The sequence below is a fragment of the Pseudomonas sp. NPDC077186 genome, assembly GCF_044543505.1.
Classification (GTDB): Bacteria; Pseudomonadota; Gammaproteobacteria; order Pseudomonadales; family Pseudomonadaceae; genus Aquipseudomonas.
This window is the reverse complement of the sequence record NZ_JBITWE010000002.1, coordinates 80,321-97,336: the sequence shown is the minus strand read 5'-3', so window position 1 is coordinate 97,336 and position 17,016 is coordinate 80,321. Positions and strand designations below refer to the sequence as shown.

Genomic DNA, 17,016 nt, shown 5'->3' with positions numbered 1-17,016 from the left:
TGAGCGGTGCAAGGCCAAAAGGACACAGGAGGTAGCATGGCCCAGGCGCAGACCAAGATCGACGCCGAGCAGGGAACGCAGATCCTGCTGGTGGTGGACGACCGTGCGGAGAATCTCGAGGCCATGCAGGCCCTGCTCGACGACGGCGACTGGCAGCTGCGCTGCGTGAGTTCCGGCGAGCAGGCGCTGCGCTGCCTGCTGGAGGAGGAGGTCGGCCTGGTCCTGCTCGATGTGCAGATGCCCAAGATGGACGGCTTCGAGGTGGCCCGGCTGATGCGCGGCAACCCGCGCACCCGCTTCACCCCGATCATCTTCGTCTCCGCCATCGCCCAGACCCAGGACGCCGTGCTGCGCGGCTACAACAGCGGCGCGGTGGATTTCGTGCTCAAGCCGTTCGACCCCACGGTGCTGCGCCACAAGATCCACAGCCTGCTGGATCACGAGCGCAACCGCAGCGAGCTGCAGCAACTGAGCCAGCAGCTCGACCGCGCGCGGGCGTTCAACGCCTCGGTGCTGAACAACGCCGCCGAGGGCATCCTGGTGGTCGGCGAGGACGGCCGCATCCAGTTCGCCAACCCGGCCATGGCGCAGATGCTCCAGGGCGAGGTCGCCGACCTCGAGGGCGCCGAGCTGCTGGCCTTCCTGCACAGCCCGCAGGTCGAGGGCGACTGGCAGCAGTCGGAGTTCTACCGGCACTTCAAGCGCGAGGCCACCTACCGGGTGCACGAGGCCAGCTTGCGCACCTTCGAGGGTGGCTACCTGCCGGTGGCGCTGTCCTGTTCGCCGCTGCCGCGCCTGCAGCGCGCCATGGTAGTGATCGCCCTGGACATGTCGGTGGTGCGCAACCTGCACGCACAGCTGGAGTCGCAGGCGGTCACCGACGCGCTGACCGGCCTGCTCAACCGCCGCGGTTTCCACCGCGCGCTGGAGTCGGCGCTGGCGCGCATCGAGCGCAGCGGCCAGCGCCTCGCCGTGCTCTACCTCGACCTGGACGGTTTCAAGCGGATCAACGACTCGCTCGGCCACGACGCCGGCGACCAGCTGCTGCGCCGCGTCGGCGAACAGCTCAAGGCCTGCCTGCGGCCCTACGACAGCCTGGCGCGCATCGGCGGCGACGAGTTCACCGCGCTGCTCGACAACCTCGGCCACCCCGAGGACGCGGCGCGGGTCGCGGAGAAACTGATCGAGCTGGTCTCGGTGCGCCATCACCTCGACGGCGTCGACTTCACCCTCGGCGCCAGCGTCGGCATCGCCTGCTTTCCCGAGTGCGGGCAGAGCGTCGAGGGCCTGCTGCGCGCCGCCGACATGGCGATGTACGAGGCCAAGCGCGCCGGGCGTCAGCAGTACCGCTTCTTCTCCCCGGAGATGAACGGCCGCGCGCGTTCGCGGCTGATGCTCGAGGAGAGCCTGCGCCACGCCATCGAGAACGACGATTTCGTGCTGGTCTACCAGCCCCAGGTGTATCTGGAGAGCGGCCGGCTGCGCGGTTTCGAGGCGCTGCTGCGCTGGCAGCACCGGGTCGCCGGCACCGTGGCGCCCAACGTGTTCATCCCGCTGCTGGAGGAGACCCGCCTGATCAATCGCCTGGGCGACTGGATCTTCCGCGAAGGGGCGCGTCAGCTGGCCGGTTTCAGCCGCCAGTTCGGCGACGAGCTGGTGCTCAGCATCAACGTCAGCCCGGTGCAGTTCGGTATGCCGCAGCTGGTCGACGACCTGCAGCGGGTGCTCGAAGCCCACGGCCTGCAGCCGCGCCAGCTGGAAGTGGAGGTCACCGAGAGCGCGCTGATGCAGGACCTGGAGCTGACCCAGGCGCAGCTGCGCCACCTGCGCGAGCTGGGGGTGAAGATCGCCATCGACGACTTTGGCACCGGTTACTCGTCGCTGGCCTACCTGCGCCATTTCGAGCTGGATACGCTGAAGATCGACCGCCTGTTCGTCGCCAACATGCTCGATTCGCCGCGCGACGCCGCGGTGGTCAGCACCATCATCGACCTCGGCCATCACCTCGGCCTGGAGGTGATCGCCGAAGGGGTGGAGACCCAGGCCCAGCGCGACTGGCTGGTGCGCCACCGCTGCAGCATCATGCAGGGCTTTCTGGTGGCGCCGGGCATCGCCGCCGAGACCGCGCTGCAGGTGCCGGCGCAGCTGGACTGGGCCAGCCTGCCGCTGTCGCGCGGCGGCCCGCCCGCATCGGACGACGGCCTGTAGGGTGCACCGCGCGCACCAGGGGCGGTGCGCATGGCCTGGGCGGCGCCGCGGCCGCCTTTAGGGGCGGCTACGCCGAGCGGCTGAGTGCGGCCAGTTCGGCGTCCTTCTCTTCCCACAGCTGGTTGACCCACTGCTGGAACGCCAGGCGGTAGGCTTCGTCCTGGTCGTAGTTGCGGCCGATGAACTCGCGCGGGATCGGCACCTGCTGGAAGCGCACCTGCACCGCGTCCAGGCGGCCGCAGAGCAGGTCCCAGAAGCCGGGCACGCCGTGCGGGTAGTGGATGGTGACGTTGACGATGCTGTGCAGCTGCTCGCCCATGGCGTCGAGGACGAAGGCGATGCCGCCGGCCTTGGGCTTGAGCAGGTGGCGGAACGGCGAGTTCTGCTGGGCGTGCTTGGCCGCGGTCAGGCGCGTGCCCTCGAGGAAGTTGAACACCGCCACTGGGTTGCTCTTGTAGCGTGCGCAGGCGCGGCGGGTGGTGGCCAGGTCCTGGCCGCGCTTCTCCGGGTGCTTGGCCAGGTATTCCTTGCTGAAGCGCTGCATAAAGGGGAACTCCAGCGCCCACCAGCACAGGCCGATCACCGGCACCCAGATCAGCTCCTGCTTGAGGAAGAACTTCAGCAGCGGCAGGCGGCGGTTGAGGATGTACTGCAGCACCAGGATGTCGACCCAGCTCTGGTGGTTGCTGGTCACCAGGTAGGAGTGGCGGGTGTCGAAGCGCTCCAGGCCTTGCACGTCCCAGTGGGTGCGGCCGACCAGGCGCATCCACCACTTGTTGATGCCGATCCAGGCCTCGGCGATGCCGTGCATGACGAAGCGCAGCGCGCGTTGCAGCGGGGCGAAGGGCAGCAACAGCTTGAGCAGGGCGACAAAGAACAGCGGCCAGCACCAGAACAGGGTGTTGAGCGCCAGCAGCAGACCGGCGAGCAGGCCGCGAAGCGGCGCGGGGAGAAAGTGCAGCATGCAAAGGAGGCCTTCTGACAGGGGGCTTCTGCCGGCCCCGGGGCGGTACGAAACGGCTGCGGCTATCCCTGCGCAGCTCTATCGGCTGACAAGGTTAACGCCTGTGCACTGACCTGCAAGTGCCAGGGCTGACCGCGAGGTTTCAAGGGCTCGTAGGGTGCGCCGCGCGCACCGGCGTTTCCGGCCGGCGAACGAGGGCGTCCTCCTTGGTGCGCGCGGCGCACCCTACGTTTTGCCCGGCTTCAGCCCGGCAGGTTGGCCGCCTGGATCGCGGTCAGCGCGATGGTGTAGACGATGTCGTCGACCAGGGCGCCGCGCGACAGGTCGTTCACCGGCTTGCGCAGGCCCTGCAGCATGGGGCCGACGCTGATGCAGTCGGCGCTGCGCTGCACCGCCTTGTAGGTGGTGTTGCCGGTGTTCAGGTCGGGGAACACGAACACCGTGGCACGCCCGGCCACCGGGCTGTTCGGCGCCTTCTGCCGGCCGACGCTGGCGATGGCTGCGGCGTCGTACTGCAACGGGCCGTCGAGCAGCAGCTCGGGGCGCATCTCGCGGGCCAGGCGGGTGGCGGCGCGCACCTTCTCCACCTCCTCGCCGCTGCCGGAGTCGCCGGTGGAGTAGCTGAGCATGGCCACCCGCGGTTCGATGCCGAAGGCACGGGCCGAGTTGGCGCTCTGCAGGGCGATTTCGGCCAGCTGTTCGGCGTTGGGGTCGGGGTTCACCGCGCAGTCGCCGTAGACCAGCACCTGATCCGGCAGCAGCATGAAGAACACCGAGGACACCAGGTTGTAGCCCGGCGCGGTCTTGATCAGCTGCAGCGCCGGGCGGATGGTGTTGGCGGTGGTGTGGATGGCGCCGGAGACCAGGCCGTCGACCTCGTCCAGGGCCAGCATCATGGTGCCCAGCACCACCGTGTCCTCCAGCTGCGCCTCGGCCATCGGCGCGTTGAGGCCCTTGCCCTTGCGCAGCTCGACCATGGGCTCGACATAGCGCCCGCGGATCAGGTCGGGGTCGAGGATTTCCAGGCCCGCCGGCAGTTCGATGCCTTGGGCGCGAGCCACGGCCTGCACCTCGTCGGGCTTGGCCAGCAGCACGCAGCGGGCGATGCCGCGCGCCTGGCAGATGGCCGCCGCCTGCACGGTGCGCGGCTCGCTGCCCTCGGGCAGGACGATACGCTTGGCCGCCGCCTTGGCCCGCTGCACCAACTGGTAGCGGAACGCCGGCGGCGACAGGCGCAGCTCGCGCGGGCTGCCGCAGCGGGTGGCCAGCCAGTCGTGGTCGATATGTCCGGCGACGAAGTCGGAGACCTTCTCCGCGCGCTCCTTGTCGTCGACCGGAATCTCCTTGTTCAGCCGGTTGAGGTTGGTCGCGGTGTCGTAGGAACCGGTGGCCACCGTCATCACCGGCAGGCCGCTGGTCAGGGCGCCGCGGCACAGCTCCATGATGCGCGGGTCGGGGGCGAAGTCGCTGCACAGCAACAGGCCGGCCAGCGGTACGCCGTTCATCGCCGCCAGCGCCGCGGAGAGGATGATGTCGTCGCGGTCGCCCGGGGTCACCACCAGGGTGCCGGGTTTGAGCAGCTGCACGCTGTTGGCCACGGCGCGGGCGCAGAGCACGATCTTCAGCATGCGCCGCTGTTCGTACTCGCCGGCGTTGAGGATGCGCGCGCCGAGCAGTTCGGCGACGTCCTTGGTGCGCGGCGCGTTCAGCTCCTCCTGCCAGGGGATGCAGCCGAGCAGGCGGAAGTCGGCGGTCTTGAGCAGCGGCGAGAGTTCCTGCAGGCGTTCGGCGAAGGCCGCCACGCCCTGTTCGCTGCGCACCTTGTTGAGGATCACGCCGAGCACCTTGGGATCCTTCGGCCCGCCGAACAACTGGGCCTGGATCTCGATGCGGTCGGACAGCTCGGTGAGGCTCTCGTCCTCCGGCGCGCTGACCAGGATCACGTCGGCGTCCAGGCTCTTGGCCAGGTGGAAGTTGACCCGCGCGGCGTAGCTGGCGTGGCGGGTCGGCACCATGCCCTCGACTATGACCACGTCCTTGTCCACGGCGGCCTGCTGGTAGAGGCTGATGATCTCCTCGAGCAGTTCGTCGAGCTGGCCGTCGCCGAGCATGCGTTCGACATGGCCGAGCGACAGCGGCTTGGGCGAGTCGAGGCCGTGGGTGCGGGCGATCAGCTCGCTGGAACGCTCCGGGCCCTCGTCGCCGGCATGCGGCTGGGCGATCGGCTTGAAGAAGCCGACCTTGAGGCCGCTGCGTTCCAGGGCGCCGACCAGGCCGAGGCTGATGGAGGTGAGGCCGACGCCGAAACCGGTGGGGGCGATAAAGAAGGTATGCATGGTCTCTCCTGATAGGGGGGGGCGCTGAGCACAGCGAAGCCCTGCGGGCGATTCGGGCTCAGGCGTCGAGCAGGGCCAGGGTATCCAGGGCGATCTGCCGCTCCTCGTTGGTCGGCACCACCAGCACCCGCGGGCTGCCGTCGGCCTGGATGGCCCCGGCGACGCCGCGCACGCAGCGGGCGTTGGCCGGCTGGTCCAGGTGCAGGCCGAGCAGGCGCAGGTGGTCGACGGTCTTGCTGCGGATCAGCGGCGAGTTCTCGCCGATGCCGCCGGTGAACACCAGGCCGTCCAGCCGCGGCAGGGCGCAGCTCATGGCCGCCAGCGACTTGGCCAGGCGGTAGCAGAACACCTCGACGGCCAGGCTGGCGCCGGCATGGCCCTGCTCGCGCGCCTGCTCCAGGGCGCGCATGTCGTTGGACAGCCCGGACAGGCCGAGCAGGCCGCTGTCCTTGTTGAGCATGGCGTCGATCTGCTCCAGGCTCCAGCCCAGGGCGCGCGCCAGGTGGCTGTGCAGGTTGGGATCGACGTCGCCGCTGCGGGTGCCCATCACCAGGCCTTCCAGCGGGGTCAGGCCCATGCTGGTGTCGCGGCTCTGGCCGTCGACTATGGCGCAGGTGGAGCAGCCGTTGCCCAGGTGCGCCACCAGCCAGCTGCTGTCGCCCAGGGCGAGGCCGGCCAGCTCCGCGGCGCGGCGGCTGACGTAGCGATGGCTGGTGCCGTGGAAACCGTAGCGGCGCACGCCGTGCTCGCGGTACAGCGCCTCCGGCACGGCGTAGCGGTAGGCGTACTCGGGCAGGGTCTGGTGGAAGGCGGTGTCGAACACCGCGACCTGCACCAGGTTGGGGAACAGTTTCATCGCCGCCTCGATGCCCAGCAGGTTGGCCGGGTTGTGCAGCGGCGCCAGCGGCGCGGTCTGGCGGATGGCCAGCAGGCTGATCTCGTCCAGCCGGCTGGCGGCGGTGAAGCGCTCGCCGCCGTGCACCACGCGATGGCCGATGCCGTGCAGCTCGCCGCCGGCGGCGCGTTGCACCAGCGGCAGCAGCTGGGACAGCGCCAGGCGATGGTCGGCGCCGGGGATCATCAGGCTGTCCCGGGTTTCGCCCTGCTGCCAGTGCAGGGCCGCCTCCGGGCTGCCCAGGCGCTCGGCCAGGCCGCTGAGGGGGAATGGCTCCTGGGCTTCGTTGACCAGGGCGAACTTGATCGACGAGCTGCCGCAGTTGATCACCAGAATATTGCGTGCAGGCATTTAGGCTTCCTTGAAATCATCGTTCGGCCGTCCCGTGGCGCACCAGCCGCAGGGAAAGGCGCTGCCCAGGCGGGCCTGGCGCTGTTCGGGGTCGAGCACCCAGGGGCGATTCTGCCAGGGCGGGCGATGCCGCAGGTGCTGAGTATGGCCGCAGGACAAGACTGCCACCCAGTCGCCGTGCTCGTCCTGACGGAAGTCAAGCAGGCGCGGCGCCGCGGCCGCCGGCCGTTTGTCCGGGCTCGGGTCGCAATCGCCTGCGGCCTTGGTTAAACTCGCCCGTTCATCATTCTTCTGCAAAAGGTCTCACCCATGCTGATCGCCGCCAACAAGGCCGTCTCCATCGACTATACCCTGACCAACGATGCCGGTGAGGTGATCGACAGCTCGGCTGGCGGCGCGCCGCTGGTCTATCTGCATGGTGCGGGCAACATCATCGCCGGTCTGGAAAAGGCCCTGGTCGGCAAGCAGGTCGGCGACGAGCTGGACGTCTCGGTCGAGCCGGAAGAGGCCTACGGCGAATACAGCGCCGAACTGGTCGCCACCCTCAGCCGCGCCATGTTCGAAGGCGTCGACGAGCTGGAAGTGGGCATGCAGTTCCACGCCTCCGGCCCGGACGGCAGCATGCAGATCGTCACCATCCGCGATCTGGACGGCGACGACGTGACCGTCGACGGCAACCACCCGCTGGCCGGCCAGCGCCTGAACTTCAAGGTCAAGGTGGTCAACGTGCGCGACGCCAGCGAAGAAGAAGTGGCCCACGGCCATATCCATGGCGAAGGCGGTCACCACCACTGATCGGCAGGGCGTGCGGATCGTCCGAAACGACTTTCGGTCGTTCCATCATGGCGATCCGCTGCTAAGCTCAATCTTGTAAAGAAGGCGCCCATGGGGCGCCTTTTTGGTGGTCTGCCATCCATGGCGCCCACCCTGCGGGCCGTCGCAAGCGACGTCATAAAACGCTCCAGGCGTTTTGTTGTCGCAGGCCATCGCAGAGCGCCGCCTTGTGGGCCGTCGCGCCGAATCTGTCGAGGAAGTCCGTCATGAGTGCTTTTCACGATCTCAACCTGCGTGCCCTGGATGGCCAGGACCTGCCGCTGGCGCCATACAAGGGCCAGGTGCTGCTGGTGGTCAACGTTGCCTCCAAGTGCGGCCTGACTCCGCAGTACGCCGGGCTGGAAAAGCTCCATCAGCAGTACAAGGGCAAGGGCTTCACCGTGCTCGGCCTGCCGTGCAACCAGTTCGCCGGGCAGGAGCCGGGCAGCGAGGAGGCGATCCGCGAATTCTGCAGCCTCAACTACGGGGTGACCTTTCCCCTGGGCAGCAAGCTGGAGGTCAACGGCCCCGGCCGCCACCCGCTGTATCGCCTGCTGGCCGGCGAAGGCGCGGAGTTTCCCGGCGACATCACCTGGAATTTCGAGAAGTTCCTGGTCGGCCAGGACGGCCGGGTGCTGGCGCGCTTCTCGCCGCGCACCGCGCCGGACGATCCGGCGCTGATCCAGGCCATCGAGAAGGCGCTCGGGCTGTAGGGGGCCGCGCGGCAGCCTAGGCTGCGCGCAGCGACTCCCGGGCTTCGGTGCCGGACAGTGGCACTGACCTGGATCAAATCGTCTCGTCTTGAATACGGCGTAATCGTCCTTATCTAGTCTTCATCCAGCGGGTATCGGTTTTCGGGGATTGTCGTCCCGGCCCGCGTCTCTAGAAGGAAGGACATTTATGCGTATCGACCGTTTGACCAGCAAGTTGCAACTTGCCCTCTCCGATGCCCAATCCCTGGCCGTGGGCATGGACCACGCCGCCATCGAACCGCTGCACCTGCTGCAGGCGCTGCTGGAGCAGCAGGGCGGTTCGATCAAGCCGCTGCTGATGCAGGTGGGCTTCGATATCGCCAGCCTGCGCCAGGGCCTGACCCGCGAGCTCGACCAGCTCGGCAAGCTGCAGAACCCCACCGGCGACATCAACCTGTCGCAGGACCTGGCGCGCCTGCTCAACCAGGCCGACCGCCTGTCGCAGCAGCGCGGCGACCAGTTCATTTCCAGCGAGCTGGTGCTGCTCGCGGCGATGGACGAGAACACCAAGCTGGGCAAGCTGCTGTTGGCTCAGGGCGTGTCGAAGAAGGCGCTGGAGAATGCCATCGCCAACCTGCGCGGTGGCCAGGCGGTCAACGACCCCAACGTCGAGGAGTCGCGCCAGGCGCTGGACAAGTACACCGTCGACCTGACCAAGCGCGCCGAGGAGGGCAAGCTCGACCCGGTGATCGGCCGTGACGACGAGATCCGCCGCACCATCCAGGTGCTGCAGCGGCGTACCAAGAACAACCCGGTGCTGATCGGCGAGCCCGGCGTCGGCAAGACCGCCATCGCCGAGGGCCTGGCCCAGCGCATCATCAACGGCGAAGTGCCCGACGGCCTCAAGGACAAGCGTCTGCTGGCCCTCGACATGGGCGCGCTGATCGCCGGCGCCAAGTTCCGCGGCGAGTTCGAGGAGCGCCTCAAGGCGGTGCTGGGCGAGCTGTCCAAGCAGGAAGGGCGGATCATCCTGTTTATCGACGAGCTGCATACGATGGTGGGGGCCGGTAAGGCCGAGGGCGCCATGGACGCCGGCAATATGCTCAAGCCGGCGCTGGCGCGCGGCGAGCTGCACTGCGTCGGCGCCACCACCCTGGACGAATACCGCCAGTACATCGAGAAGGACGCCGCGCTGGAACGGCGCTTCCAGAAGGTGCTGGTGGACGAGCCCTCCGAGGAGGACACCATCGCCATCCTCCGTGGTTTGAAAGAACGTTACGAGGTGCACCACGGCGTGACCATCACCGACGGCGCGATTATCGCCGCGGCGAAGTTGAGTCACAGGTACATCACCGACCGCCAGTTGCCGGACAAGGCCATCGACCTGATCGACGAGGCCGCCAGCCGCATCCGCATGGAGATCGACTCCAAGCCCGAGGCCCTCGACCGCCTGGAGCGCCGCCTGATCCAGCTGAAGATCGAGCGCGAGGCGCTGAAGAAGGAAGACGACGACGCCGCGCTCAAGCGCCTGGAGAAACTCAAGGAGGATATCGCCAAGCTCGAGCGCGAGTACGCCGACCTGGAGGAAATCTGGAAGTCGGAGAAGGCCGAGGTGCAGGGTTCGGCGCAGATCCAGCAGAAGATCGAGCAGGCCAAGGCCGACCTCGAGGCGGCGCGGCGCAAGTCCGACCTGCAGCGCATGGCCGAGCTGCAGTACGGCATCATCCCCGACCTGGAGCGCAGCCTGCAGATGGTCGACCAGCACGGCAAGGCGGAGAACCAACTGCTGCGCAACAAGGTCACCGACGAGGAAATCGCCGAGGTGGTGTCGAAGTGGACCGGCATCCCGGTGAGCAAGATGCTCGAGGGCGAGCGCGAGAAACTGCTGAAGATGGAAGGCCTGCTGCACCAGCGGGTGATCGGCCAGAACGAGGCCGTGGTGGCCGTGGCCAACGCCGTGCGCCGCTCGCGTGCGGGCCTGGCCGACCCCAACCGGCCGAGCGGCTCGTTCCTCTTCCTCGGCCCGACCGGGGTGGGCAAGACCGAGCTGTGCAAGGCGCTGGCCGAGTTCCTCTTCGACACCGAGGAAGCGCTGGTGCGCATCGACATGTCCGAATTCATGGAGAAGCACAGCGTGGCGCGGCTGATCGGCGCGCCGCCCGGCTATGTCGGTTACGAGGAGGGCGGTTACCTGACCGAGGCGGTACGCCGCAAGCCCTACTCGGTGGTGCTGATGGACGAGGTGGAGAAGGCCCACCCGGACGTGTTCAACGTGCTGCTGCAGGTGCTCGAAGACGGCCGCCTGACCGACAGCCACGGGCGCACCGTGGACTTCAAGAACAGCGTGATAGTGATGACCTCCAACCTCGGCTCGGCGCAGATCCAGGAGCTGGTCGGCGACCGCGAGGCGCAGCGCGCGGCGGTGATGGATGCGGTGAGCAGCCACTTTCGCCCCGAGTTCATCAACCGCATCGACGAGGTGGTGGTGTTCGAGCCGCTGGGCCGCGAGCAGATCGCCGGCATCGCCGAGATCCAGCTCAAACGCCTGCGCGGCCGCCTGGCCGAGCGCGAGCTGAGCCTGGAGCTGACGCCGGAGGCGCTCGACAAGCTGATCGCCGTCGGCTACGACCCGGTCTACGGTGCGCGGCCGCTGAAGCGGGCGATCCAGCGCTGGATCGAGAACCCGCTGGCGCAGCAGATCCTCGCCGGCGCCTTCGCCCCGGGCGCGCTGGTACATGCCAAGGTGGAGGGTGAGGAGATCGTCTTCGCCTGATCGCTGCCGGTAACAACCAAGGCCCGCCAAATTGGCGGGCCTTGTCTTTTGTAGCCCGGATGCAATCCGGGAAATCGCGGTCAGGTTGCCCCGGATTGCATCCGGGCTACGTCGCTGGGCTTTGGCGTTGTGGGAGTGGCTTTCGGCTCGGGCATCCTGCTTCGCTCTACCTCCTGCATCCATGCAGTCGTAGCCGCGACTGTCGCCGCTGAAGCGCCTCCCACGGGCGTGCTTAATGCTCCTGTCCGCAACACCCACCCCAATGCTTCTGCTTCGAGGTATGGCCGATGCCGGGGTTGAAGCTGTTACTCGGGTCCAGTTCGCGGTAAAAGCCGGCCAGCGCCGGCTTGGCCACGTACAGGTGGCCGACGTTGTGCTCGGCCGGGTACTCGGCGCGGCGCTCGTCGAGCAGCGCCCACATGCGGTGCTCCATCGCCAGCGGGTCGACGCCCTTCTTGACGATGTAGTCCTGGTGGAACACGTGACAGAAGAAGTGTCCGTAGTAGAGCTTGTGCACTATCTGCTCCTCCAGCTCCGCCGGCAGCTGCTCGACCCAGTCGCGGTCGTTGCGGCGCAGGGCGATATCCAGCGCGACTATGTCCTCCACGCTGGCGCGGTGTGTCTCGCGGTAGCGGATCGCCGCGCCGGCGATGGCGAAACGATGGAGGAAGGCCTTGCGCCCCTCCTCGGCGTCGCACTCGAAGTAGGCGCCGCTGGCGCGTCCGGCGAAATACCCGGTGAGAAAGCTGCGGGTCTGTTCCAGGGTGTCATTGGACACCCGCAGCAGCAGGTGATGCTCGTAACGCTCGCGGTACTCGCGCATGCGCTGGGGCAGGTGGCTGGGCAGCAGGTTCATCGCCGCCTGCAGCACCCGGTCGGTCACCCCGCGCAGGCCGAAGCGTTCGAAGAAGCCGTCGATGCGGCTCTTCAGGGCGAAGGCGGCGGGCACCTTGGCGGTGCCGAACTTGTCGATCACCAGGAAGCTGTCCTTGCCGTACTTCTCGCCGATATCGAAGGCGGTGCGGTGGATGTACTCGCCGGCAATCGGCAGGCGCGGCAGGTGGGTGAGCAGGTGGCGGCGCACCTCGGTCAGATCCTGCGGATCGTTGCTGCCGATATAGAACACCGTGCTCGCTTCCTTGGGGAAGGTGTCCAGGCGCACGGCGAACAGGCACAGTTTGCCGGCCGAGCCGGAGGCCTCGAACAGGCGTGAGGGGTCGGCGTTGAAGCGCGCCGGAGTGTCGGCATCGACGTCGCGCACGTGCTCGCTGTAGCGGGCGTCGGAGGCCTTGGCGGTGGCCTCGTTGCGCACCTGTTGCGGTGTGTAATCGCCGTTCTGCAGGCGGGTGAGGATCTCCTCGGGGCTGTCGCCCAGCTCGATGCCCAGGTGGTTGATCAGTTGCAGCGTGCCGTCCTCCCGCACCTGGGCGTACAGCGCCAGCTCGGTATAGGCCGGGCCGCGGCGCACCAGGGCGCCGCCGGAGTTGTTGCAGATGCCGCCGAGCACCGAGGCGCCGATGCAGGACGAGCCGATCACCGAATGCGGCTCGCGGTTCAGCGGCGCCAGGGCCTGTTCCAGGCGGTCGAGGGTGGCGCCGGGCAGGCACACCACCTGCTCGCCGTCGTTGATCAGCTGAACGCCGGCGATGCGCAGGGTGCTGATCAGCACGATCTCGCGGTCATAGTCGTCGCCGTCCGGCGTCGAGCCGCCGGTCAGCCCGGTGTTGGCCGCCTGCATGATGACGATGCGGTCGGCCGCCACCGCCGCCTGCAGCACGCGCCACTGTTCCAGCAGCGAACCGGGGCGCACCACCGCCAGCACGCTGCCCTGGCCGGTGCGATGGCCCTTGCGAAAGCGTCGGGTGGCCTGTTCGCCGGTCAGCACGTAGGCATCGCCCACCACCTGGCGCAGCTGCGCCAGCAGGGCATCACGGGACAGGGCGGTGGTGACGGCAGCGGTCATCGGCTCAAGCCTCCTTTACCAGCAGGTCGGGGTTGATCTCGGCGATCGACTTGGCGCCGGTGAGCACCATGGCAACGCGCATTTCCTTCTCGATCAGCTCCAGCAGGTTGCTCACCCCGGCGCCGCCGGCGGTGGCCAGGGCGTAGACGAAGGCGCGGCCGAGCAGCACGCTGTCGGCGCCGAGGGCGAGCATGCGCACCACGTCCAGACCGGTGCGGATGCCGGAGTCGGCGAGGATCTTCAGCTCGCCCTTGACCGCATCGGCGATGGCCGGCAGGGCGCGGGCGCTGGACAGCACGCCGTCGAGCTGGCGACCGCCGTGGTTGGACACCACTATGCCGTCGGCGCCGAACTTGACTGCGTCGCGGGCGTCGTCGGCGTCGAGGATGCCCTTGATCACCATCGGCCCTTCCCAGAAGTCGCGGATCCACTGCAGATCCTTCCAGGAAATCGACGGGTCGAAGTTGGCGCCCAGCCAGCCGATATAGTCGGCCAGGCCGGTGGGGTTGCCGCGGTAGGCGGAGATATTGCCCAGGTCGTGCGGCTTGCCCAGCAGGCCGACGTCGAGCGCCCAGCTCGGGTGGGTCATGGCCTGCAGCATGCGCCGCAGCGGCGCGTTGGGGCCGCTCATGCCGGAGTGGGCGTCGCGGTAGCGCGCGCCCGGCACCGGCATGTCGACGGTGAACACCAGGGTGCTGACGCCGGCGGCCTTGGCCCGCTCCAGCACGTTCTTCATAAAGCCGCGGTCCTTCAGCACGTAGAGCTGGAACCACATGGGCCGGTCGATGGCCGGCGCCACCTCCTCGATCGGGCACACCGACACGGTGGACATGGTGAAGGGAATGCCCTTGGCCGCCGCCGCCTTGGCCGCCTGCACCTCGCCGCGCCGCGCGTACATGCCGGTCAGGCCGACCGGGGCCAGGGCCACTGGCATCGCCAGCGTCTCGCCGAACAGCTCGGTGGACAGATCCAGCGCCGACATGTCCTTGAGCACGCGCTGGCGCAGGGCGATGTCGGCCAGGTCGGCGACGTTGCGCCGCAGGGTGTGCTCGGCGTAGGCGCCGCCGTCGAGGTAGTGGAATAGGAAGGGCGGCAGCTTGCGCTGCGCGGCGGCGCGGTAGTCGGTGGAGGCAGAAATGATCATGAACTCGTCCTGTGCTGAAAAGGGGGGCGTGGGGCCCTAATACGCGCGCCCCGACGGGTCGGGGCGCGCGGGGCGGCGGCGGTCAGTGGGCGATCAGCGGGTCGCTGACGCCCAGGGCATAGATCGCCACCATCGCGATGACTCCAGTAAAGAACACGTAGTACAGGGTCGGCCAGATGGTCTTGCGCAGGGTGCTGCCCTCGCGGCCGAGCAGGCCGACGGTGGCCGAGGCGGCGACCACGTTGTGGATCGCCACCATGTTGCCGGCGGCGGCGCCGATGGCCTGCACGGCGACGATCAGCGCGCCGGAGATGCCCAGGCTGCTGGCCACGCCGAACTGGAACTGGCTGAACATCATGTTGCTGACGGTATTCGAGCCGGCGATAAAGGCGCCCAGGGCGCCGATGCTCGGCGCCAGCAGCGGGTAGATGCCGCCGACGCTGTCGGCCACCCAGCGCGCCATGAGGATCGGCATGCTGGCCAGCTCGGCGCCATTGACCCCGGAGTTGATCAGGATGCGCACCATCGGCACGGTGAACAGCAGGACGAAGCCGGCGCTGAGCAGCACGCTGGACGATTCCTTCACCGCGGCGGTGAGTTCGCGCAGCTTCATGCCGTGCAGGAAGAAGGTGGCCAGCACCACGGCGACCAGGATGCCGCCCGGCAGGTACAGCGGCTGGAAGTTGGCGCCGATGCCGGCCTCGCCGAGCAGGTCGGGGAAGTTCACCACCACCGCCTTGAGGGCGTTGCCGACCTCGGGGAACACCCGGCTGATCACCAGCAGCACGCCGACCAGCACGTAGGGCAGCCAGGCGCGCAGGGCGCTCATCGGCTTGGCGGTGAGCTCGTCCAGCTTCATCTCGACGCTGCCCAGCCATTCGCTCGGCCACTTGTCGGCCGGGGCGAAATCCCAGCTGGTCTTGGGTACCAGGAAGCCGAAGCGGGCGGCGCTGGTAACGATGGCCAGGCCGATCAGGCCACCGAGCAGCGAGGGGAATTCCGGGCCGAGCAGCACGCCGGTGGCGGCGTAGGGCAGGACGAAGGCGAGGCCGGCGAAGATCGCGAACGGCAGCACTTCCAGGCCGGCCTTCCAGCTTTTCTCCTGACCGAAGAAGCGGGTCAGCATCATCGCCATCACCAGCGGCATGACCACGCCGACCGTGGCATGGATGATCGCCACCTGGCTGGTGATCAGCTGCAGGAACTGCGCCCAGCTCGAGCCCTGCTCGAGCAGCTGCGCGCCGATGCTGGCGGTGTCCAGGCCGGTGTTGACGCCGACGATGATCGGCGTGCCGACCGCGCCGAAGGACACCGGCGTGCTCTGCACCAGCATGCCCATCAGCACCGCGGCCATGGCCGGGAAGCCGATGGCCACCAGCAGCGGCGCGGCGATGGCGGCCGGGGTGCCGAAGCCGGAGGCGCCCTCGATAAAGCAGCCGAACAGCCAGGCGATGATGATCGCCTGGATGCGCCGGTCGGGGCTGATGGTGGCGAAACCGGCGCGGATCGCGGTGATGCCGCCGGAGTGCTTGAGGGTGTTGAGCAGCAGGATGGCGCCGAAGATGATCCACAGCAGGCCGAGGGTGATCAGCAGGCCCTGCAGGGTCGAGGCCAGCACGCGGTTGAGGCTCATGTCCCAGGCGAACAGGCCGACCGCGGCGGTGACCAGGTAGACCAGCGGCATGGCGTGCTTGGCCGGCCAACGCAGGCCGATCAGCAGCACGGCGGCCAGCAGGATGGGGGAGAACGCCAGCAGGGCGAGAATTCCGTTGGACATGGGGCTCACTCCGCGGCGAGGCGCACGCGGCGCAGTGGGGACGAAGCGGTGGCGGGCAGACGTGCGGCGCTGTGGGGTGTCATGGCGTGACCTCGACGACTCGTTCTTGTTATCGGTATGGATTAATTGGTAAGACCAATTTACAAAGTTGCCGGCTCAGGTTAAAAGTCGATCAATGACCTGTCAAATCGTCGGGCTAAGACTTTGGTCGTAGAGGCTCGTCTTGTCCGCGTTCGGCCTGGGCGATAGGCTTGCGCCTCAGGGCCAGGCCTGCTGGTGGCCTGGTCAAACCAATGGAGAAGTTCGGGATGGAAGTAGGGCAGGTGCGGCAGCGCCGTTTATCGGACGATATCGTCGCGCAACTGGAAACCATGATTCTCGAAGGCACCCTGCGTGCCGGCGAGCGCCTGCCTGCCGAGCGCACCCTGGCCGAACAGTTCGGCGTGTCGCGCCCGTCGCTGCGCGAGGCGATCCAGAAGCTGGTGGCCAAGGGCCTGCTGGTCAGCCGCCAGGGCGGCGGCAACTACGTCGCCGAATCGCTCGGCTCCACCTTCAGCGACCCGCTGATGCAACTGCTGGAAAACAAGGAGGACGCCCAGCGCGACCTGCTGGAGTTCCGCCACACCCTGGAAGGCTCCTGCGCCTACTACGCCGCCAAGCGCGCCACCGATATCGACCGCCAGCGCCTGACCGAGGCGTTCCAGGCGCTGCAGGACTGCTACACGCGGGTCGGCAAGGTCACCCGCGCCGAGGAGGGCGCCGCCGATGCGCGCTTCCACCTGGCCATCGCCGAGGCCAGCCACAATGCCGTGCTGCTGCACACCATTCGCGGCCTGTTCGACCTGCTCAAACGCAACGTGGTGACCAATATCGGCGGCATGTACGCCCAGCGCGAGGAGACCCGCGACATGCTGATCAGCCAGCACCGCGCGCTGTACGAGGCGATAGTCGAGGGCCGCGCCGAGGACGCCCGGGCGCTGTCGGATCGGCATATCGACTACGTGCAGGAAGTGCTGGCGGAGGTGCAACTGGAGGCACGGCGGGTGGAGCGGGCACAAAGGCGCGGAGCGGTCAGGCCGTAGGGTGCGCCGCGCGCACCG

At 68.1% G+C, this 17,016-nt stretch carries 12 protein-coding genes; 5 read left to right on the top strand and 7 right to left on the bottom strand.

The genetic code is table 11. The features are described 5' to 3' along the window. Window positions 1-36 precede the first annotated feature (36 nt). Window positions 37-2,208, top strand: coding sequence for a putative bifunctional diguanylate cyclase/phosphodiesterase (locus ACIGKL_RS09090; protein WP_397486341.1), 2,172 nt, complete (start codon window positions 37-39; stop codon window positions 2,206-2,208). A 67-nt stretch (window positions 2,209-2,275) separates the two neighbouring features. Here the strand turns inward: ACIGKL_RS09090 and ACIGKL_RS09085 are convergent, their stop codons facing one another. The 4 genes from ACIGKL_RS09085 to ACIGKL_RS09070 all read right to left on the bottom strand — a co-directional run bounded on the left by ACIGKL_RS09085 (window position 2,276) and on the right by ACIGKL_RS09070 (window position 7,051). Then, window positions 2,276-3,172: an acyltransferase gene (locus ACIGKL_RS09085; protein ID WP_397486340.1), complete on the bottom strand. Its 897-nt coding sequence runs from the start codon at window positions 3,170-3,172 to the stop codon at window positions 2,276-2,278. A gap of 242 nt (window positions 3,173-3,414) precedes the next feature. Beyond that, window positions 3,415-5,508: a phosphate acetyltransferase gene (gene pta / locus ACIGKL_RS09080; RefSeq protein WP_397486339.1), complete on the bottom strand. Its 2,094-nt coding sequence runs from the start codon at window positions 5,506-5,508 to the stop codon at window positions 3,415-3,417. 58 nt (window positions 5,509-5,566) lie between these two features. Then, window positions 5,567-6,754 carry an acetate kinase gene (locus ACIGKL_RS09075; protein WP_397486338.1) on the bottom strand — a complete coding sequence of 396 codons (1,188 nt, stop codon included), beginning with the start codon at window positions 6,752-6,754 and terminating at the stop codon, window positions 5,567-5,569. Further along, entirely contained in the window at window positions 6,755-7,051 is a 297-nt protein-coding gene (locus ACIGKL_RS09070; RefSeq protein WP_397486337.1) for a DUF3565 domain-containing protein, read from the bottom strand. Between the two features lie 12 nt (window positions 7,052-7,063). On the opposite strand from ACIGKL_RS09070, the gene ACIGKL_RS09065 reads away from it, so the two are divergent. From ACIGKL_RS09065 to clpB, 3 genes are all read left to right on the top strand, one after another. Next, window positions 7,064-7,549, top strand: coding sequence for a peptidylprolyl isomerase (locus ACIGKL_RS09065; RefSeq protein WP_397486336.1), 486 nt, complete (start codon window positions 7,064-7,066; stop codon window positions 7,547-7,549). Between the two features lie 245 nt (window positions 7,550-7,794). After that, entirely contained in the window at window positions 7,795-8,280 is a 486-nt protein-coding gene (locus ACIGKL_RS09060; RefSeq protein ID WP_397486335.1) for a glutathione peroxidase, read from the top strand. Between the two features lie 187 nt (window positions 8,281-8,467). After that, window positions 8,468-11,032: an ATP-dependent chaperone ClpB gene (gene clpB / locus ACIGKL_RS09055; RefSeq protein WP_397486334.1), complete on the top strand. Its 2,565-nt coding sequence runs from the start codon at window positions 8,468-8,470 to the stop codon at window positions 11,030-11,032. Window positions 11,033-11,264: 232 nt separating this feature from the next. Here the strand turns inward: clpB and dld are convergent, their stop codons facing one another. The 3 genes from dld to ACIGKL_RS09040 form a co-directional block, all read right to left on the bottom strand. Continuing rightward, complete coding sequence (gene dld / locus ACIGKL_RS09050; protein ID WP_397486333.1) at window positions 11,265-12,995, bottom strand: D-lactate dehydrogenase; 1,731 nt, start codon at window positions 12,993-12,995, stop codon at window positions 11,265-11,267. 4 nt (window positions 12,996-12,999) lie between these two features. Next, window positions 13,000-14,139: an FMN-dependent L-lactate dehydrogenase LldD gene (gene lldD, locus ACIGKL_RS09045; RefSeq protein ID WP_397486332.1), complete on the bottom strand. Its 1,140-nt coding sequence runs from the start codon at window positions 14,137-14,139 to the stop codon at window positions 13,000-13,002. Between the two features lie 82 nt (window positions 14,140-14,221). Next, window positions 14,222-15,916 (bottom strand): L-lactate permease, encoded by a 1,695-nt coding sequence (locus ACIGKL_RS09040; RefSeq protein WP_397486331.1) that lies wholly within the window; start codon window positions 15,914-15,916, stop codon window positions 14,222-14,224. Between the two features lie 308 nt (window positions 15,917-16,224). On the opposite strand from ACIGKL_RS09040, the gene ACIGKL_RS09035 reads away from it, so the two are divergent. Next, window positions 16,225-16,998 carry an FCD domain-containing protein gene (locus ACIGKL_RS09035; protein WP_021446392.1) on the top strand — a complete coding sequence of 258 codons (774 nt, stop codon included), beginning with the start codon at window positions 16,225-16,227 and terminating at the stop codon, window positions 16,996-16,998. The last annotated feature ends 18 nt before the right edge of the window (window positions 16,999-17,016 follow it).